Consider the following 18,095-nt stretch of genomic DNA (forward strand, 5'->3'; position numbering starts at 1 on the left):
TTCACTGACAACAGAATGATAAGGTAATCAGCTAAAATGAATGCCTTCTTCACAGCGACCGTGTTTGAAGGAGGATAGAAAAAGGGAACCTATGAAACATCAAAACCGTCTAGTGGCGACACTTGGAGTTTTCGCTGCAATCATTTCGAGTCATGTGTTCGCGTCGCAAGAGTTTACAGCAAATAGAACCGATGGAAGCAAAATTCACTTCTACCTAAAAAAAGCGGATCCTGCTATCGCACCTACAGAATTACTGGTGATTGCACAAGGTTCAGATTGCAACAGCGTTTATCACAATAACAAGATCAACCAGACTTTTAGCCATATTCTGCCAAATGCCGATGTCTTAACCGTTGAAAAGTACGGTATCAATTCTAGCCTGCCGTGGAGTGACGATGTTGAAAGAGCAGACTGTCCGCAAGCGTATTTAGTCCATGATTCTCTTGACCAAAGAGTCATGGACTATAAACAAGTGATATCTCTGCTTAAAAGTGAGCGTGATTACTCCAGAATTGTCGTTGTAGGTGGTAGTGAGGGAGCGCTTGTTTCTAATTTGTTGGCCGCAGAACAAGACGTGGTGGATCAGAGTGTCGCCTTAAACGGCGGAGGACGATGGTTTACGGATGATATGCTTCACAGCATCAAATCTGAAGTCCCATCCGAAGATCTTTATCAGCAAATTGAAGCTGAGGTGTTTGAATTTGTCACCTATCTTAAAAACAGCGAACCATCCGATTTTGTCGAAAGCGGGCATGGCTATCATTGGTGGAAATCAATGGTAGAGCTTGATCAGCAAGCAGTGATCGGAAAAATCACCTCGCCAATTTTGATCGTTCAGGCGGAAAAAGACAGTAACGTATCATTTGAGCAAACTGAAATTATGGTTAACAAGCTTGCAGAGAAGCAGAGTAACATTACATTCAAAACATACCCCAATCTTGACCACAGTTTTATCGCTCCAAACGGCGACAATCTTTCCAAGCAAGTGGCCGAAGATGTTGCCCGATGGCTTGAGCAGTTTTAAAGGGCAAAAGGTATAGGGTTTAGCAAGTTTCGATAAATTAGTTTAGTCTGCATCTTTTAACAGTTTGAGAGGTAAGCGTTGAAAATTTTATCTAGTGTCGCGTGGATACATTGCAAGGATAACAAAGTGCTTTGTGTTCGGTCCCATGGCAAAGACAAATTTTTTATTCCCGGCGGTAAGTTTGAATTGGGAGAAAGTGATCAACAAGCCTTGAAGCGTGAGATAAAAGAAGAGCTTAGTATTGACTTAGACGAGTCATCAATTGAGTTTGCTACGGTGGTTAAAGACGTGGCTTACGGCTTGGAAAACACGCAAGTCGAAATGCATTGCTACAGGGCCGAGTATTCGGGCGACCTAACGCCATGTGCCGAAATCGCAGAGCTTGATTGGGTCACATTGGATGATCTTGATAAGTGTGCTCCAGCAGCGCAGCAAGCCGTAACGTTCGCGTTAACAGGTTCCAACGAGTGAAAGTTGAGCAAGGGTGGTTACCCGAGCAGACGGATCAGGCGGTTGAACTGTATGAACAAGCGTTTGGGAGAAAGCTAGCGGTAGCCATTCCTGCACGTAGTAAAAGATTGGCATTGCTTCGCGAAGTTATGGATCCTGACTACGCATTTACTATCAATCTCGAAGGTCAGTTAGTGGCCATGGTTGGATACCAGAATAAGCAAGGTGGTCTCACAGCGCGTTTTACGCTCGGTGCACTTATTTCTCACTTGGGTTGCTTGAGGGGTATTAGAGCCTGATCATCTTGATGGTTTTGGATCGACCCATTAAAAATGATGAACTGGTGCTTGACGGCATTGCAGTGTCTGCCGCGCAAAGAAGTCGTGGGCTGGGTAGCCAACTGTTAAATCACGTTAAAGAGTTTGTCATTGAGAACCGCTATCAATCTGTTCGGCTTGATGTCGTCAATACCAATCCAAAAGCGAAAGCGCTCTATTTGCGACACGGCTTTAAAGTCACGTCAGAAGATCACTGGCCTTCGATATACCGCTCGTTTGGTTTTTCGTCGGTTGCAACAATGGTATATTCACTAACCAACTGATTTTTAAATAATTAGCAAGATATGATGTACAAGGTAGAACCCGCTCGATTATCTGATGCCCAAGGGGTTTTGGATTTAAAGTATCAACTCGATGCAGAATCAAAGTTTATGATGCTTGAAAAAGGCGAACGAACAACGAGTTTGGAAGAGCAAAAAGCGATCTTGAAATCCTTTGAAAGCAGTTCAAGTGAAGTGATGTTGCTTGCTAAGTCTGAATCAGAAGTTGTTGGCTTTGTCGTTGGTATTGGCAACCAATATCAGCGAAACAAACACACCCTAAATTGCATTATAGGCGTGTTAAAAGCTGCCAGTGGAAACGGTTTAGGGAAACGTTTAATGACATCTTTGGAAAACTGGGCAGAGCAAAACCACTTCACGCGACTTGAACTGACGGTGATGTGCCACAACGAGCGAGCCATAGGTCTTTATCAGTCACAAGGTTTTGTTATTGAAGGTACGCGCAAACACTCGTTAGTGGTGGATGGAGATTACATTGATGAGTATTCAATGGCTAAGTTAATCGATCGCTAACGAAATAATTTTACTGTATATATATACAGTCTTATAAAAGAGCGTTAAACTGAGCTTCTTTAACAATAATCAAGGAAGTCAGTATGGTTAGTTTGTTAGAAGCGGGTATACGCCCACTGGTAGAAGGCTTTATTCAAGATGGGCGGCCTTGTCCATCTAGCTTACCTGTTGAAGTACGCCGCGCTGGTTATCTTGCGAGTACCGATCTCGCGGGAAAAAGTGAACCGGTATTCAAAGAGTGGTTAGAGAGTATCGAAGGTTTTACCTTTCGCGTATTTCGACCAAGTGATGAAGACAACCTTCCCTTAATCCTCTATTTTCACGGAGGCTGCTTTATTAGTGGCAGCTACCAAACTCATGAACAACAACTGCGGGAGTTGGCAACGCAATCCAATAGTGTCGTAGTTTGTCTCAGTTACCGACTCGCGCCTGAGAATGTCTATCCAACGGCTCATGATAACGTTTTCCGAGCTTCACAATTAGCCAGAGAAAGGGCTGAGCAATTTGGTGCGCGCAAAGACAGAGTTCACTTTGTCGGTGATAGTGCTGGTGGGCACTTAGCGCTGTCGACAGCATTGAGATTAAAGCAGGCAGGTAAATGGCAGGCGAGTAGTCTTGTACTTATCTACCCAATGTTAGACCCCTATGGTTTAAGTGAAAGCTATCGCGAGAACGGCAAAGACTACATTATTACCGCGAATATGTTGCTTTCTGGCTTTGACATGTATCGCAATGGATTGGAACAGGCAGAAGCCCCAGAGCTGTTCCCACTGCAAAGAGAGGACTTGGCTGGCTTACCAAGAACGCACATTTTGACCGCCGAGTTCGATCCTTTACACGATGAGGGTGAAGCTTTGAATTATCTATTAAAAGAACAAGGTGTCGATACTCACTATCAAATGTACCCAGGCGTTATACACGGTTTTTATCAGCTTTCGGGTGTGAGTGAATCTGCCCGTTATTCAATTAAAGAGATCAGTAAGTTTCTCAATAAAAGCCGCTAATCAATAGTCAGAGTAGCTTCCGTTTTAGAGTTTGAGGGTATCCGAAAAGGCTTATTGGTTACAAAGAAAACCGCGGTGGGCTGGTTCGGTCACGGTTGTTTTTTCTCTGAGGCTTCGATAGAAAGTTACATGCCAAACTTGTCCATTTTCTAGCTCGAACTCAACGGCATAGTTGGTACCATTCACGACTTGAGAGCGAACGTCGGTGACTTTTTTTAGTCCGGCTGGGAGGTTCATCTCAGCCATAATCTGCATCAGCGATTCGGTGACTTGTTGTGATGGGGATGTTTTGGTCCAGCCACCAACAAGGTTGGGTTGCTGGTGGCAGGCGGGATTGAACTCCTTCGAGCTTGCGTGACTAGCTAGCGTCGTTGTGCTTAAACTCAGTGCTGAAAAGAACAAAACAAGAGCAAGAGAGAGTGTCTTCATATTATGCCTCCGAGTCTGTTTTTCTAGCATGAACAAGTTTCTAAGCGTGGTCAATTTACAAGCTGGATTTTGACGATTTTCTTACATTTTGACGGTGTTATAACGCGAATTGCTCAGAGTTAGCTTTACCTCAAAGTTATCAATGAACTATAGCGTTACTTGTACGTATAAAGTCGTTCATTTATAAAGTTTTTAGCTGGAAAGAAAATGGCAAGAAATGTCGGGCTATACTGGTTTACCAATGATTTAAGGGTGAGCGACAACCCTTTGTTGGCAAAAGCGGCCAATGAGGTCGATGAACTGATATGCGTGTACTGTATGCCCCAATTGACCCCGTTCCTTGCGCGCTTTTCCCAGCAAACTCAGTTTGGTCTGGCTAAACAGCATTTTTTGTCAGAGTCGCTCTTGGATTTGAAGGGGTCCCTAGAGAGGCTTGGGCAACGTCTTCACGTGTTTAACCAGACCGCCTATCCAGTACTTAAATCACTGATTGCCGATTGCAAAGTGACTCACTTTTATACCAACGAATCTGCAGGTTATGACGAAAGAGAACAGTTGACCGCGTTGCAAATAGAGTTTCCTGAAGTAATTGTTATTACACAAGCGCAAAACACTCTGTTTAGCCTTTCTCAGCTACCATTTGAGCTATCCAAGCTACAGGCAACGTTTACTCAATTCAAAAACAGAGTAGAAAAAGTCGCGATTAGACTCCCGCAAAGCAAAGTGACTTTTCTTCCTCGACCAAAAGAGATGGTTTGGCGATTTGAACTGCCGCAGTTGTCAAATAAACCTCGTCATCAGTACCCGTTTTTTGTCGGCGGGGAAACTGCGGCAAACTTTCACTGCCAAACTTATTTTTCCCATCGTTGGGCGAGTTGTTACAAAGAGACGCGAAATGAGTTGGATGGGCAAACCCATTCGACAAAATTTTCACCTTGGCTAGCGTTGGGGGCAATCTCACCAGTGAGTATTTACTTCCAGTTAAAGCAGTATGAGGGCGTTTATGGCAAAAACGATTCAACCTACTGGATCGGTTTCGAGCTGCTGTGGCGAGAATATTTCTACTGGTACGGGAGAAAACACAAGCGCAGCCTTTTTAGCTATTCAGGTATCACTGGAAAGTCGCCAATTGCGAGCTTTTATCCGCAACGCTTCAAAGCGTGGGTAGAGGGAAACACTCCCTATCCTATCGTCAATGCTTGTATGAATCAGCTAAGAACTACGGGGTATCTGTCAAATCGCGGCAGGCAATTGGCTGCGAGCTGTTTTGTGAATGAATTGGGCCTTGATTGGCGACATGGTGCTGCTTATTTTGAAACCGCGTTGATAGATTATGACGTGGCTTCTAACTGGGGGAACTGGCAGTATCTTGCTGGAGTGGGGGCAGACCCTAGAGGTGCTAGGCAGTTCAATTTGGAGAAACAGACGGAAATGTACGACCCTGAACGCGCTTTTATTAACAAGTGGAAAGGGGAGTCTCGGCAAAGTGCAATAGATAGCGTTGACGCGGTTGACTGGCCAATAAGCTTCGAGGATTGAGTTGTGAGATATCAAACGGTTAGACTAATTTTAGGCGATCAACTCAACAGCGAACACTCTTGGTTTAACGAGGTTTCAAGTGATGTGCTGTATCTGATTGCTGAGCTCAAGCAAGAAAATACTTATGTGACTCATCACATTCAAAAGACCTGTGCATTTTTTGCTGCGATGGCGCAGTTTGCTCAAGAGCGAAGAGAAGATGGCCATCACGTTGTGTATTTAACACTTGATGACACAGAACCCTTTGCCGATCTACCAAGTTTAATTGCGTTTTATTGCGACAAAGTAAGCGCTCGAAAATTTGAGTTTCAACGGCCTGACGAGTATCGACTTCTAGAGCAATTAAGCAATCTAAGCCTATCTGGTGTGGTGACTGGGTGTGTTGATAGTGAGCACTTTTTATTACCGTTTGAGGAGATTGAATCAAGCTTTCCCAATAACAAACACATAGTGATGGAGCATTTCTACCGCCGAATGAGAAAGCGATTTGACCTACTGATGGCAGACGGGAAACCGTTGGGTGGCAAATGGAATTTCGATGCTGATAACCGAAAAAAACTCTCCGCTAAGGACTTGGAGAATGTTCCAAGTCCGTTAATGTTCTCTAGCAGTACTTTGGCAATTCAAGATAGGTTAAAAAAACACAAAATAGAGACGATAGGTAAGTGCGAAGAACAGTTGCTATGGCCGATAAATAGAAGTCAAAGTTTGTCGCTTCTTGCCCATTTTTGTCAGGTTTGTCTTCCCTTATTTGGGCGCTTTCAAGATGCAATGACAGGTAACCACCAAGCAAAATGGAGCCTATATCACAGCCGACTCTCATTTTCTTTGAACAGTAAGTTGCTGAATCCATTGGAAGTAATAAACGCTGCTATAGATAGTTATCGCCAAAACCCCGATATAGATATCGCGCAAGTAGAAGGTTTTGTTAGGCAAATTCTCGGTTGGCGTGAGTACATTCGCGGGATCTATTGGGGCAATATGCCAGAATATGCCAATAAAAATGTGCTCAACGCGCGTAACAAGTTGCCCGATTATTTCTGGAACGGTGACACCAAAATGAACTGCGTCAGCCAAGCCATTTCCCAATCACTTGATTACGCCTACGCCCATCACATACAGAGGTTGATGGTGACGGGAAATTTTTGTCTGCTAACCGAAGTTGAACCCAAAGAGGTTGAAGAGTGGTATTTAGGCATTTACGTCGACGCATTGGAATGGGTGGAAATGCCCAATACTAAAGGAATGGCTCTGTTTTCTCATGGTGGAATAGTGGCAACTAAACCCTATGCAGCAAGTGGCGCATATATAAACCGGATGAGCGACTACTGTAAGTCGTGCCACTACAGCGTAAAAGAGAAGGTGACCGATAATGCTTGTCCTTTTAATAGCCTTTATTGGCGCTTTATGCATAAACACCGAGAGCAGTTAGCCCGTAACCCGCGTGTTGGTATGATTTACCGAAACTGGGACAGGCTCAGCGATGAGGAGCAAAAGGCTATTCTCGCTCGGTCGGATCGCTATCTAGCCCAACTTGAAACGCTTTGAATTAACTAGCGCTCTTTAGCTGTAATAGGCTGCCACCTAAACCAACAAACATGCCGCCGCTTATGCGTTGAAACCACTTTTTGTTTTTCGGTGTTGAGAATAAGTTTTTTGCTCGCGCAGCAATATAGGCATAGGTCGTTAGCGAGCAGAAGGAAAAGAGCATAAAAATCGCTGTCATTATTGAAAACTGCGGTGCAATGGGCTGTGAAACGTCTAAAAATTGTGGGAATAGAGCAGCAAAAAACAGGATCGGCTTCGGGTTGGTGATAGCAACCAATAGTCCTTCTTTCAAAGTGGCACTTAAGCTTTGACCGATGACACTTTGTGCTGGATTGATGGCACTAACCTTATTGCTTGCCCTAATCTGCATCAGACCCAAGTAAACTAAGTAAGTTGCTCCAACGACTTTGATGATTGTGAACAGTGTTGATGACGCGAGTAAAATAGCGCTTAGTCCGCTAATGGAAATTGTCGATAAGCACATGATGCCCAAAATGTTACCAAATGCAGACATCATGGCTACTTTCATACCTTTTAGAGCACCATTATAAATTGCTAGAAAGACAGCTGGCCCCGGACTGATAATGTAGAAAAAGGCCACGACGGAATACATTATTAAGGTGTCAAAATCCATTTTAACCCCAAGATTAAGTGGTAAGAATTACCGCTATAGTGCCAACTTAAGTGGTGTTAAGCAATGTATCATCGTTATATAGGCCCGTCTTAATTTTTGTGAAACCTTTTACTGTTAGCCTTTCTACTGAGGCTGTTGATAACTCCTTCACGGATCACGTTGTCATCAAAAATATCGTTCTGTAAAGAAAGATTCGGTTACATCGCCTAGAATTATTATTGATAAAAATATCCACTAAGTCATTGGGCGATAGTGTCTTGAAAGGCGTTAAAATAGGGAAGGGTGTCGATGAGGATTAGATGGTACTTATTGATTTTTTCTTTGAGTGTTATTTCATTTGGTTTACAGGCAAATGTGTTGCCAGTTGTGTTGGAGCAAAAAGTACACGACGACTATCAAGCGTTTTTGGATGGTCGTGATCCTCTGGAAATAAATGACTACAGCGGGTTCAAAGCTCGAAGAAGCACGGTGGAAATTGTGTTACTGCAACAGGCTTTTGCCTTGGGTGGTATGCCAGTAGAGTTAGATTTTTTTTACGGTCCTGCTGCAGAGAGAATGCGACGCATGGTGATGCGCCAAGACTTTGCCATGTTAGCAAATACCGTGTGGTTAACTGCGGTAGAAGCAGACAAAGAAGCCTTTTGGATCAGCGACGCTTTTATCCGAAGAGGTGAGTTCGAAGCGGGGTTATACACGGTTAGCACGCGAACCGATCTACTCTCTGACGATTATCAGCTCAATATCAGCGAGTTATCAGCGGTAAGTAGTTCTCAGTGGTTAAGTGATTGGCAAACGTTAACTGAATTACCCTTAACCAACTTAGTAGACGAGACCCAATGGAGAACCATGGTAGAGATGGTAGGGCGCAATCGGGTTGATTTTCTCTTGGCACCTTTTCAAGTGACGGATGATCTCTCATTTAAAAGCAGCAAGTATCGTTTTTATCCTATACCCAAAGTCAAAGTTGGCCTAAGTGGTTCCCGACATTTTGTCCTTTCCAAAAATTATGAAAACAGTGAGGCGCTATACAAGGCACTTAACAGAGGCATTGCGATCTTAAGGCAAAAAGGGACGATTGAAAGGGCGCTGAGAGAGTCAGGCTTTCTAAACGCAAAAGTCATTGATTGGCGGAAAATTAACTAACGCCATTGGTGTCTGCCAGTTTAAGCTCCTGATTAACATTGCTTATTGTTAATTAATATTCCAAATCTTTACTATTAAGTCACAGCCTCTGATAAGAAAATTGTGGTAGATTCAAAATTCGCTAGTTGGTAAAGGTGAAGTATGTCTCTGCTCTTTTTTGTACTCGTGGTTAACGGGGTATTGGTTGGCGGTATCTTCGCGCTAGAGACAATAACCCAGTGGTACCAACTGCAATTTTTAAGTGACTATTTCTTTTATGCGCTTATTCCTCAATGGGCTCTAGCACTGTTTTTCTCTATGTCGCCTCCAACTTCGACTCATCACTGGCGTCACAGCGGCAACAGAGCGACAAAGTCTGCGGCGAGTTTAGTTGAATCGACAGAAACTCAATCGGTGTTTTTTAATGTCTCTGATCTCGCTTTGAGCACCAAACTTTATGTGTCAGGTGGGGTCTGTTTAGTGTGCTTACTGGTTTTTTAGCGCATCTCGATTGGGTTAAGATGTGTGAAAATCCATATTAAAGAGGCGATCTTCGTCGATAAATAGAAACATTGAGCGTTGCGGCAAATAATTGAATATGCATAAATAATTATGATGATATAGCTGATTTTTATTTGTAAGGTGAATTTTGAACGCTAATACACCATTGGATTCTAAACTAGAAATCCACACTCAGAGATTAATCTTGTCACCTCTTTCAACACAAGATATTGATATCTACATGCGCTTGCTAACATGCGCTAAAACGACAAAGTACCTACCCGGAGGAAAGCCTTTTTCCGCTGCGTATATCGAAAACTATTTAGTTGAAAAGCTCACCCATTGGGAAAAAGGTTATGGCACCTTTGTTGTGCGCTTAAAATCTGAACCTCAAGTCAAAATTGGCTACGCGGGAGTAGAGCAAATTAAAGGCACGGACTACAACGATATTCGTTACGCGATTATTCCTGAACAGTATCGGAAAGGGTACGCCTTAGAAGCAGCACAGGGCGTGTGCGATTTTATGTTCAAAAATACCGATATTGAGTCGATATATGGCGTGGCGGTTAAAGAGAATTACGGCTCAGTGGCAATTATAGAAAAGTTAAAAATGAAACCCGCTAGTGAAAGACTTTACGATAGTGATGAGGTGTTGACCTACAAGCTCGATTATCAAGATTACTTGCAAGCGAACGAATAAGGCCACAAAATTGTGGCCTTATTAAAACTAAATTTGGTTAAATAGTGCCTACTTTGCTGGGCACTCAAATTCACCCACATACTGCCACTGTTTCCAGCCAGACTTTAGAACGTTCTTAGCCGGATTAACGTTTTTCGACCAAGAGATTGATTCGTATACATGCCCCATGTATACCACTTGATCGTGATTGCCGTACTGTTCAACACTGCTCCAGCGGGAAGGGCCACCAGGGTATACGCCTTCAAGCTCCCACTCTTCCACTTTACCTGGCTCACCGTGAACCCAAGAACGTGAAACGTACAGTTTTCCGTTGTGGGAAACTTTGTGTCCACCGTGGTAAGAGCGATTTTTCCACGGTTTGTAGCTTGCTAGCTCGTCTTCACTGCGCATATTACATTGAAGTGCGCTTACCGACTCGAAGTATACCCAGCCATCTTCACCACATGCCCACAAACGACCAGATGATGCATCAAAACCAGTACGGCCAAGGTCGTTTACAAATTGGCACTGACCTGAGTCTGGTTTGCCTTGCGCGAGTTTGAAAGTATCAGTTGCTGAAGAAGATTGTGCGTAGCTGCTTGTCGCTACGGCTGCCATTGCCAACGCTGTTAGAGTAGTAATTTTCACTGAAATTCACCTATTTTGTGATATTTGTTCCATCAATTGGTGCGGAAGATAATAAAAAAACCTCAAATATTCAGCAAGATTGAAACTATATAAAAATGTTTTTGTTTCATAAATGAGAAGCTTTCAATCACAAATATCAATAGTTTGACGATAATTTGCACTACCAGAAAAGATTTTTACTGTTTATATATACAGTTATAGGGAGCTTGGGTTATTCTAACTAGACTAGAAAATGGATGTAAATTTATGTTTGATGTTCTTGATTCCGTGCCATTAGCAGAAGAGTTTGTCCAGCTAAGAGTAAAAGCTGGTCTATCACCTAAATCCCTTAAAGCCGCAAAGATTGGCCTGCCAAATTCCCTGTATGGGGTTTCTCTCTATGATGGTGAAATGTTAATTGGTATGGGGCGGGTTGTCGGTGATGGAGCGTGTAACTTTGAAATAGTCGATGTGGCTGTCGACCCCAGCTACCAAAAGCAAGGGCTCGGACGAATCATTATGGAAAAAATTGATGGGTATCTAGCTGGTGTGGCTTTGGAAGGTTCCTATGTATCAATGATTGCCGATCAGCCAGAGTTTTATCAGGCGCTAGGTTATCGACTTACCCAACCATCCGTTGGCATGACGAAGCGCTTTGTACCCTCGGAAGAGTAGCTATGGTTGCGTTACAAGAACACGAAAAGCAATTGATCGAGTGGCTTGCAGAAGACAAGTATCGCAGTGAACTGTTAAAGGTTGTTTCGGAACTGCAATTGCCAGACTGCTATATTGCTGCGGGGTTTGTCAGAAATTTGGTGTGGGATCGCCTGCATAAAAAAGTTTGTTCGACACCATTGAATGATGTCGATGTGGTTTATTATGATGCAAACGAAGCAAACCCTGTCGCTTACCAAATCTATCAAGATAGATTGAAAGCCAAAAGGCCTGATGTGGCTTGGCAGGTGAGAAACCAAGCAAAAATGCATATCCGCAATGGTGATATGCCTTATCGCAGCAGTGTAGATGCGATGAGCTATTGGCCAGAAAAAGAGACGGCGGTTGCCGCTAGGATAAATGCCAAAGGAGAGGTTGAATGCGTCGCTGCATTTGGCTTGGAAACCTTGTTTAACGGCCAGATAACCCCAAACCCCAAGCGCAGTGTTCAAACATTTTATCGTCGCGTTCGAGAAAAAGGTTGGTTGGTCGACTGGCCTCAATTAAAGTTGCAGCCCTTAACAGGGTAACGAGATAAAAGAGTAAAGGCTATGAAACAAGCATTGGTTCACATTGCACTTGTCGTCGATGATTATGATGACGCGATTGATTTTTATACTAAAACTCTCGATTTTGAACTGATTGAAGATACCTATCAGCCGGAGCAGGACAAACGCTGGGTCGTGGTCTCGCCTCCAAATTCGAACGGGGCAACCATTCTGCTTGCCAAAGCTTCAAAGCCCCAGCAAAGACCTTTTATCGGCAATCAAGCTGGCGGGCGAGTATTTCTGTTTTTATCTACCGATGATTTTTGGCGCGATTATCACAACATGCTTGATAAAGGCGTTAAGTTTATCCGTGAACCTAAAGAAGAAGACTATGGAACGGTAGCGGTTTTTGAAGATCTTTATGGAAACCTTTGGGATTTACTGCAACTTGCGCCATCCCACCCAATGGCAAATCGCGGTTAGTCGTCAGTCACGTTAGCTTGACCAGTTTGCGTTAATCTTTATCGATTAAGGTGGGCTGCTACTTTTGTGCGGCTTTCGGCACTAGGGTGCAATCTTAATACCTTAACTTGACCACATAGTGCCACTTTATCTGCTCAGCTCCAGATATAGTAATCCTGTTTTTAGGAGGAAGTGTTTTCCTCCATTGCTTACTACTTTTAACGGGAGAGTTGAGATGAAAAACAACCGCGACACCATGACTTCAAAAGAAAAAGCCATCTATAAAAGAGACTTACAGCGCGTGATGGGAGTGTTTCTTTTAGCCTTCCTAACCATATTAGCTGTTGATGCAATTATATAAATGTTGTTAGTAGGGTTTTAGCACGGAGGCTAAACCATCAAGGAATAGTCGATATTCCATTTTTACATTCGCAGTTCGTTAATCTCTCTGCATCAATAATACTGACCAGAGACATTTGCCTGTGAAATATATTTCAAAGAAGACTACTTTCTTTAAAGGAACAACAGCATTCAGGACGTTAAAGAGACTCGCGCTTGCATTTACCCTAGTTTCGAGTGTGGCTGTTGTTTCTTACCTTTTCTCTTTGCTCACACGTATTCACGGTACTGAACTACCGGAAAGCTATTTTGTTGATGGCTATCCGACCATCCTCGCCCTTTTGGACTCACATTGGTTTATGGGCTTTATTGCTTTAGTCACCCTTTCTATTTTGGTCTACGTACTTTATTTGCTATGGCAACTGCATGAAATCGCAGTTCACAAAGCCAAATCCATGTCTTCGGCCCATACGCAGCTCGTTTTTGCCCTCTCTTTATGCGGACTATTTATTGACAAAATGTGGTGGGTACTGGCGATTGTTATCGCATTTACCCGTTGGGATATCGTTGCTGACAATGTTTCTTCGGTGATTCGCAAAGGTGTCAATCAATCAGAGGTTGAGGAGAGAAGATAATGAAAGAGATCATGTTGCCCTATGTTCTGATTTGCTGGATGTTAGTAAAAGCTGGCGTGGTTCAGTGGACACTGAGAAACGCAACCCTGATGGTCGGTACTGGTGCCATGCTAGCGAGTGTTTTGTTTCTCGCACACCGCTTTTGGTCTCCGGCCGATTTAACAGATAGCACTACAGTAAAGGCCCCACACGCGGTTCTTAGCCCTCTTGTTGGTCAAGAAGTGGAGTCGATATATGTCACGCACAACCAAAAAGTAAAACAAGGCGGCCTTATCTACCGCTTGAAATCAGAAGATACAGATTCAAGGCTGGTTAGTCTCAACGCTCAAAAAGCAGCGGCACAAGCGAGATCCTCGCGTTAACACATCAAGTAGAAAACGATGAAAAAACCCTAGCGAGATTAGAAAAGCTGCAAGATTTTGCTCAACAGCAGCAAAGAGATGATATACGCACCAGTATCGATACCAATCAAGCTAACATTGCCGCAGCGTACGCACAGATCAAGTCGATTGAAGCACAAATCGCAACCGCTAATTGGGAAAATGAGAGACGAGAAATTCGAGCACCATTCGACGGGCGGGTCACCATTGCCAATCTGGCCGAAGGAACTAGAGTAGGCAACATGCATTTGTACGATACCAGCCGAAAGTTTGTTGAAATGCGCATCGCGGACCAGACCTATCGAAATATAAAACCGGGTCAATTTGCGGAGTTTTACGTCGATGCCTATCCAGGTGAAATATTTAGAGGAAGGGTACACAGCATTGCTTCTGGCACTGGCGAGGCGAGGGTATCCGTTTTAAATGGAAGCCAACATGTCAGACAGCACGTTGGCAACAATCAGGGCAGTCACGGTCGAACAGTGGTGATCGAGTTTAAAGAGCCCGAGGGCTATGAAATTCCTATTGGTGCGACAGGATCAGGTTGGATATCTGCTAGTAAGCCTCATGAAAAGCTGGGTTTTATGGATATTATTGGCGCTGCGACGGTGAGGCTAAAGGCCTATAAAGCTTATCTGTCAGCCTTTTGAATTCATTGAACAATGTGTTTTTCGACCATCTGGCTGAGTAACTCATTCAGCCAGATGTTTTTTGGCAGATTGCGCTTTGTCGCTTTCATGACCACGGCAGAATCTAACCTAACTAAAGAGGATTCTGGCTGGTCTTCGTCGGTATAACGGATTGTAAATCGCTCATCGAGTAACTGATCCATTAATGCGTAGTTATCAACCAGTACCTTGGGTTCAATACTAGAGTCCATTTTTTTGAAGTAGTCTGTGTACTCATTCACGCCGGCGACAACATACTTAACAAACTCGCCCTTGAGGTTTCCAGAAAAATAACCGCTTCCCGAATGGAGACGCCTTTGATAGAGGGTTTGTGGTTTATCGCTAAGGATATGCACGCCAATATCCACATCGTCGCTCAAGATCAGCGATTGGCTAAGGTGATTCCACTGGCGTAACTCTATTACGGCCTCGCTTTGGTCGCGAATAGCAGAAATCAGTGGTTTACCGATGCGAATAAGAAAAGGCTCAACCATATGTATGGTTACTTTCTCAAGCTGTGTGGGTGAAAACTCTTCAGGCTCAATAGCCAGAGCGACTTGTTCCAGAGCCGATTTTAGTCGGGGAGCCATCTGAGCAGCAAATGGTGTTGGTTCCAAACGATTGTTGTGGCGAACGAACAAAGGATCGTTTAGCTCCGTTCTTAGTAGTGCCAATGTTTTAGAGATATGAGATTGAGAACGTCCAATCTTAAGTGCTGCGCGTTGTGTTGACCCCGTCTCGAACAGGGCGACAAAAACATGGAGTGAGTTTAAATCTTTCATTGACGGTTGCTAGTTGGCTCTCTTGGTTTAGTTATCACTTTAATTTCCTTTTTTATCAAGCAATAAAAGTGATAAATAGTGTGATCTCGTTCAGCATATTTCACCCGTTGACGTGAAGGCCTTAACCCAAGTGTAAACATTTTATAACACCGAACCGTCAATCGATGTCGATAGCAAAGCTCGACATTCTGGGCGCGCAAAGCAAAATTACCGCCCTATAGAAGTGTAATTATTAGGATATTGTTATGGACAACGAACATAGCCTTAGAGAAAACTTACTCGCATTGACTCTGGGTAGTGCTCTAGTGTCGCTAGGTGTCATTTTTTTCAATCAGGTAGGACTGCTAACAGGCGGCACTGCTGGATTAGCGATATTTTTAACCAAGGTGACTGAATTTAGTTTTGGACAGGTGTTTTTCGCGTTAAACCTACCATTTTACCTACTATCTATGACGCGCATGGGTTGGCGGTTTACCGTAAACACATTTATTGCCGTAACCATTGTTTCTATCGCGGTTGACCATCTGCACCACGTTATTCAAATTGCTCATATTGACCCATTTTATGCGGCGTTTTTAGGCGGAGGGCTAATTGGAATTGGCATGCTGGTTATTTTCCGTCACAAGATGAGCTTAGGCGGATTTAATATTCTGGCGCTTTTCTTACAAGAGCGTTTTGGGATTCGAGCGGGCAAAGTTCAGATGGCGCTGGACTGCACAATAGTGGTGCTATCACTCTTTATCGTCGACATCACCTTAATTTTGCTCTCTGTTGGAGGAGCCATCGCTACCAACCTCATTTTGGCGATGAACCACAAGCCAGGACGATATCAGCCTCAGGCTAGACTTCAAACAAACAGTTAATTTACCAACGGCTTAGTATCATGCTAAGCCGTTTTCTTCTCTTTTCTTCTCTTTTCTTCTCTTTTCTTCTCTCCTTGCCTGTTTTTTAGATCGTAGTGCTTTATTGGGCGCTGTTAAGCTTTGTTAATTTTTCTTAATCAAACAACCCCAACTGGGTAACTGTCCAAGCCGACGCACCATATTTCAGACGATGAGATGTTAACTTCCGTAAATTCAGAGTCTTATAAGTAAATTGCAGGCTTGCGGTAAGGGAGCGCAACAACTTTTATTCACACGAGGCAATGGCATAACCAAGCCTTAAAGACAAAAGCGCAAGATCTGAATATTCCCGTTAACCCAGAATTATTAACATATTGGATTACTTGGAAAAATAATTGGTGTGAATGGGTGAAAAATACCACTTATAGGGAATATTCACCTAGCAAATGTTTCATTTTTTACTATTTGTAAGCGTATCCACATGATTCTTAAGAATTATTTACTTGGCACCATGTTTGCAATAGTGCGATAGTTGTATGAATCAAAAGCCATATAATAATTGTGGCAAAAAAAATGTGGACTTTGTTGTAACTTTTCAGAGATCCTGTGTCTAATGATAAGTTGTGGTTATATATCTATATGTTAATCCCGCAATTTCACACAGCTGAATACGTCCACCAAAGTACTAATACAAGCTTGTTTCGCGCTTAAACCGCGACCATCGCTTTGTTAGTTCAACTAATTTTTTCGATTCGTACTTGAGAACCTTAGTACGAGCATGTTCGGGATTGACCGAATAAACACGGGGTGTATACAAACCAAAGCGCAGCGCTTAAGAGCGTGTCTTTGTTGGCTTATTTGCACCTAACCTCGGTTGTGTGCCCGTTTTAAGTGAGTAACAAAAAATAAAGCAAGCATTAAGGATTTGCTATGTTCAAGAAATATTCTCGTTGGCTTATGCCAGTGGCAATTGCCGCTCTTGGCACTGGTGGCTACTATGCTGTAGCAGCAACTAAAGACGATGCTGGTCAAGAAAAACAAGCGGCTCCTCAGCCCTTGGTGTCTATCTCTCAAGTGCATTCCAGTAACCACAAAGTGGTGATTACCAGTCATGGTGAACTGAAACCGGTAGAGAGTACAAAGCTTTCTGCTCAGGTTTCTGGTGAAGTTATAGATTGGCACCCCAGCTTTGTTCGCGGTGGTGTCGTCAAACGCGGAGAGCTTCTCTTCTCGATTGAAAAAGACAATTACGAAGCGAAAGTCCTACAAGCTGAAGCGTCATTAGCTAGCGCGCGCTCTCTGTTGATAGAGGAACAAGCCAAGGCCGAAGTTGCTAAGCGCCAAGCGAAGAACTTACCGAAAAAGCAAGTCACCGACTTGTACCTTCGCAAGCCTCAGTTATTGAGTGCAAATGCCAAAGTAAAATCTGCTCAGGCAGAGCTTAAACGCGCTCGTCGAGATCTGGAAAACTGTAAGGTTGTCGCCCCGTATGATGCGTTGATTGTAGAGCGCAATATAGGGGTCGGTCAGTACGTTTCGGCCGGTGCACATGTCGCAATACTGCACAACATCGAGTCGGGTGAAGTTCATATCCCAATCGCTGGGTTTGATACTACTTTCCTCCCAGAAGATTACGATGGCATTGAAGCAACCGTGACTCAACACGGTATAGCTCGTGTTACTCGCAATGGCTTTGTGGTTCGCGATTTGGGTATTGTCGACTCGGCGACGCGCATGATTAACATGGTAGTTCGCATTGAAGACCCATATGGATTAGAAACCGATCAGAAAGCGTTGAAGTTTGGCTCATACGTAGAAGTTCAGTTTGTTGGTAAAGAGCTGCATTCAGTCTATAAAGTGCCACAGGAGTGGGTTCGCGATCGCAAGATTTGGGTGGTTAACGAAAAAGATCAACTCGAAGCGCGCACGGTGAATATTTTGCGTTCAGAAGACGAGTTTATGTTTATCGGTGAAGGTCTGTTTGACAACGATAAAGTAGCAGTGACCATTCCAGAGTATCCGGTCAACGGTATGTCTGTTGAAGTCGCCTCTTCTTCGCAAGAAGAACAAGAAGAGCAAACAGTGCAATAAGGGTG

General features: G+C 43.6%; 22 protein-coding genes and 1 pseudogene. 19 read left to right on the forward strand and 4 right to left on the reverse strand.

What is annotated here, in order from left to right:
* Positions 1-91: 91 nt before the first annotated feature.
* From BLO31_RS07610 to BLO31_RS07635, 6 genes are all read left to right on the forward strand, one after another.
* Positions 92-1,024 carry an alpha/beta hydrolase family protein gene (locus BLO31_RS07610; RefSeq protein ID WP_070964103.1) on the forward strand — a complete coding sequence of 311 codons (933 nt, stop codon included), beginning with the start codon at positions 92-94 and terminating at the stop codon, positions 1,022-1,024.
* 78 nt (positions 1,025-1,102) lie between these two features.
* The gene (locus BLO31_RS07615; RefSeq protein WP_070964105.1) at positions 1,103-1,495 is read left to right on the forward strand and encodes an NUDIX hydrolase; all 393 of its coding nucleotides are present in this window, start codon (positions 1,103-1,105) and stop codon (positions 1,493-1,495) included.
* Positions 1,492-1,773 carry a hypothetical protein gene (locus tag BLO31_RS07620; protein WP_070964107.1) on the forward strand — a complete coding sequence of 94 codons (282 nt, stop codon included), beginning with the start codon at positions 1,492-1,494 and terminating at the stop codon, positions 1,771-1,773. The genes BLO31_RS07615 and BLO31_RS07620 overlap by 4 nt, the downstream gene beginning before the upstream one ends.
* Before the next feature lie 8 nt (positions 1,774-1,781).
* Complete coding sequence (locus BLO31_RS07625; RefSeq protein ID WP_070964109.1) at positions 1,782-2,075, forward strand: GNAT family N-acetyltransferase; 294 nt, start codon at positions 1,782-1,784, stop codon at positions 2,073-2,075.
* Positions 2,076-2,096: 21 nt separating this feature from the next.
* The gene (locus BLO31_RS07630; protein WP_070964111.1) at positions 2,097-2,606 is read left to right on the forward strand and encodes a GNAT family N-acetyltransferase; all 510 of its coding nucleotides are present in this window, start codon (positions 2,097-2,099) and stop codon (positions 2,604-2,606) included.
* An 83-nt stretch (positions 2,607-2,689) separates the two neighbouring features.
* Entirely contained in the window at positions 2,690-3,610 is a 921-nt protein-coding gene (locus BLO31_RS07635; RefSeq protein ID WP_070964113.1) for an alpha/beta hydrolase, read from the forward strand.
* A gap of 51 nt (positions 3,611-3,661) precedes the next feature.
* Here the strand turns inward: BLO31_RS07635 and BLO31_RS07640 are convergent, their stop codons facing one another.
* Positions 3,662-4,039: a cystatin domain-containing protein gene (locus BLO31_RS07640; protein WP_070964115.1), complete on the reverse strand. Its 378-nt coding sequence runs from the start codon at positions 4,037-4,039 to the stop codon at positions 3,662-3,664.
* Between the two features lie 207 nt (positions 4,040-4,246).
* Between BLO31_RS07640 and BLO31_RS07645 the strand changes: the two genes are divergently transcribed.
* Positions 4,247-5,578 (forward strand): DASH family cryptochrome, encoded by a 1,332-nt coding sequence (locus BLO31_RS07645; RefSeq protein ID WP_070964117.1) that lies wholly within the window; start codon positions 4,247-4,249, stop codon positions 5,576-5,578.
* A 3-nt stretch (positions 5,579-5,581) separates the two neighbouring features.
* Positions 5,582-7,126, forward strand: a complete 1,545-nt coding sequence (locus tag BLO31_RS07650; protein ID WP_070964119.1) for a cryptochrome/photolyase family protein — start codon at positions 5,582-5,584, stop codon at positions 7,124-7,126.
* 1 nt (position 7,127) lies between these two features.
* On the opposite strand, the gene BLO31_RS07655 is transcribed toward BLO31_RS07650, so the two are convergent.
* Positions 7,128-7,760, reverse strand: coding sequence for a LysE family translocator (locus BLO31_RS07655; protein ID WP_070964121.1), 633 nt, complete (start codon positions 7,758-7,760; stop codon positions 7,128-7,130).
* Positions 7,761-8,048: 288 nt separating this feature from the next.
* Here BLO31_RS07655 and BLO31_RS07660 point away from each other — a divergent pair, with 288 nt between their 5' ends.
* The 3 genes from BLO31_RS07660 to BLO31_RS07670 all read left to right on the forward strand — a co-directional run bounded on the left by BLO31_RS07660 (position 8,049) and on the right by BLO31_RS07670 (position 10,083).
* Positions 8,049-8,903 (forward strand): hypothetical protein, encoded by an 855-nt coding sequence (locus BLO31_RS07660; protein WP_070964124.1) that lies wholly within the window; start codon positions 8,049-8,051, stop codon positions 8,901-8,903.
* A 141-nt stretch (positions 8,904-9,044) separates the two neighbouring features.
* Complete coding sequence (locus BLO31_RS07665) at positions 9,045-9,383, forward strand: hypothetical protein (RefSeq protein ID WP_070964126.1); 339 nt, start codon at positions 9,045-9,047, stop codon at positions 9,381-9,383.
* 148 nt (positions 9,384-9,531) lie between these two features.
* Positions 9,532-10,083, forward strand: a complete 552-nt coding sequence (locus BLO31_RS07670; RefSeq protein WP_245688424.1) for a GNAT family N-acetyltransferase — start codon at positions 9,532-9,534, stop codon at positions 10,081-10,083.
* 48 nt (positions 10,084-10,131) lie between these two features.
* On the opposite strand, the gene BLO31_RS07675 is transcribed toward BLO31_RS07670, so the two are convergent.
* Complete coding sequence (locus tag BLO31_RS07675) at positions 10,132-10,710, reverse strand: hypothetical protein (protein WP_245688425.1); 579 nt, start codon at positions 10,708-10,710, stop codon at positions 10,132-10,134.
* A gap of 246 nt (positions 10,711-10,956) precedes the next feature.
* Between BLO31_RS07675 and BLO31_RS07680 the strand changes: the two genes are divergently transcribed.
* The 6 genes and pseudogenes from BLO31_RS07680 (at position 10,957) to BLO31_RS07700 (ending at position 14,357) form a co-directional block, all read left to right on the forward strand.
* On the forward strand, positions 10,957-11,364 hold the full coding sequence (locus BLO31_RS07680) for a GNAT family N-acetyltransferase (RefSeq protein ID WP_070964131.1): 408 nt from the start codon (positions 10,957-10,959) through the stop codon (positions 11,362-11,364).
* Positions 11,365-11,366: 2 nt separating this feature from the next.
* Positions 11,367-11,933: a nucleotidyltransferase family protein gene (locus BLO31_RS07685; RefSeq protein WP_070964133.1), complete on the forward strand. Its 567-nt coding sequence runs from the start codon at positions 11,367-11,369 to the stop codon at positions 11,931-11,933.
* 21 nt (positions 11,934-11,954) lie between these two features.
* Positions 11,955-12,374, forward strand: coding sequence for a VOC family protein (locus BLO31_RS07690; protein ID WP_070964135.1), 420 nt, complete (start codon positions 11,955-11,957; stop codon positions 12,372-12,374).
* Positions 12,375-12,588: 214 nt separating this feature from the next.
* On the forward strand, positions 12,589-12,714 hold the full coding sequence (locus BLO31_RS24825) for a hypothetical protein (protein WP_281182220.1): 126 nt from the start codon (positions 12,589-12,591) through the stop codon (positions 12,712-12,714).
* A gap of 121 nt (positions 12,715-12,835) precedes the next feature.
* Positions 12,836-13,327, forward strand: a complete 492-nt coding sequence (locus BLO31_RS07695; protein ID WP_425425275.1) for a magnesium transporter — start codon at positions 12,836-12,838, stop codon at positions 13,325-13,327.
* Positions 13,327-14,357, forward strand: a pseudogene (locus BLO31_RS07700) (HlyD family secretion protein). The gene BLO31_RS07695 and the pseudogene BLO31_RS07700 overlap by 1 nt, the downstream one beginning before the upstream one ends.
* A gap of 2 nt (positions 14,358-14,359) precedes the next feature.
* On the opposite strand, the gene BLO31_RS07705 reads toward BLO31_RS07700, so the two are convergent.
* Positions 14,360-15,157 (reverse strand): LysR family transcriptional regulator, encoded by a 798-nt coding sequence (locus tag BLO31_RS07705; protein WP_070964140.1) that lies wholly within the window; start codon positions 15,155-15,157, stop codon positions 14,360-14,362.
* Between the two features lie 245 nt (positions 15,158-15,402).
* Here BLO31_RS07705 and BLO31_RS07710 point away from each other — a divergent pair, with 245 nt between their 5' ends.
* Positions 15,403-16,020, forward strand: coding sequence for a YitT family protein (locus tag BLO31_RS07710; RefSeq protein ID WP_070964142.1), 618 nt, complete (start codon positions 15,403-15,405; stop codon positions 16,018-16,020).
* Between the two features lie 909 nt (positions 16,021-16,929).
* Positions 16,930-18,090: an efflux RND transporter periplasmic adaptor subunit gene (locus BLO31_RS07715; protein WP_070964144.1), complete on the forward strand. Its 1,161-nt coding sequence runs from the start codon at positions 16,930-16,932 to the stop codon at positions 18,088-18,090.
* Positions 18,091-18,095 lie beyond the last annotated feature (5 nt).

This window comes from Vibrio sonorensis (assembly GCF_001854765.1).
Classification (GTDB): Bacteria; Pseudomonadota; Gammaproteobacteria; order Enterobacterales; family Vibrionaceae; genus Vibrio; species Vibrio sonorensis.

Bases quoted from the DNA above. Each gene is read 5' to 3' on its own strand.
- BLO31_RS07625 (WP_070964109.1), top strand. From the start codon at position 1,782: ATGGTTTTGGATCGACCCATTAAAAATGATGAACTGGTGCTTGACGGC.
- BLO31_RS07640 (WP_070964115.1), bottom strand. From the start codon at position 4,039: ATGAAGACACTCTCTCTTGCTCTTGTTTTGTTCTTTTCAGCACTGAGT.
- BLO31_RS07710 (WP_070964142.1), top strand. From the start codon at position 15,403: ATGGACAACGAACATAGCCTTAGAGAAAACTTACTCGCATTGACTCTG.
- BLO31_RS07690 (WP_070964135.1), top strand. From the start codon at position 11,955: ATGAAACAAGCATTGGTTCACATTGCACTTGTCGTCGATGATTATGAT.
- BLO31_RS07715 (WP_070964144.1), top strand. From the start codon at position 16,930: ATGTTCAAGAAATATTCTCGTTGGCTTATGCCAGTGGCAATTGCCGCT.
- BLO31_RS07685 (WP_070964133.1), top strand. From the start codon at position 11,367: ATGGTTGCGTTACAAGAACACGAAAAGCAATTGATCGAGTGGCTTGCA.
- BLO31_RS07635 (WP_070964113.1), top strand. From the start codon at position 2,690: ATGGTTAGTTTGTTAGAAGCGGGTATACGCCCACTGGTAGAAGGCTTT.
- BLO31_RS07680 (WP_070964131.1), top strand. From the start codon at position 10,957: ATGTTTGATGTTCTTGATTCCGTGCCATTAGCAGAAGAGTTTGTCCAG.
- BLO31_RS07655 (WP_070964121.1), bottom strand. From the start codon at position 7,760: ATGGATTTTGACACCTTAATAATGTATTCCGTCGTGGCCTTTTTCTAC.
- BLO31_RS07630 (WP_070964111.1), top strand. From the start codon at position 2,097: ATGATGTACAAGGTAGAACCCGCTCGATTATCTGATGCCCAAGGGGTT.
- BLO31_RS24825 (WP_281182220.1), top strand. From the start codon at position 12,589: ATGAAAAACAACCGCGACACCATGACTTCAAAAGAAAAAGCCATCTAT.
- BLO31_RS07705 (WP_070964140.1), bottom strand. From the start codon at position 15,157: ATGAAAGATTTAAACTCACTCCATGTTTTTGTCGCCCTGTTCGAGACG.
- BLO31_RS07610 (WP_070964103.1), top strand. From the start codon at position 92: ATGAAACATCAAAACCGTCTAGTGGCGACACTTGGAGTTTTCGCTGCA.
- BLO31_RS07665 (WP_070964126.1), top strand. From the start codon at position 9,045: ATGTCTCTGCTCTTTTTTGTACTCGTGGTTAACGGGGTATTGGTTGGC.
- BLO31_RS07660 (WP_070964124.1), top strand. From the start codon at position 8,049: ATGAGGATTAGATGGTACTTATTGATTTTTTCTTTGAGTGTTATTTCA.
- BLO31_RS07645 (WP_070964117.1), top strand. From the start codon at position 4,247: ATGGCAAGAAATGTCGGGCTATACTGGTTTACCAATGATTTAAGGGTG.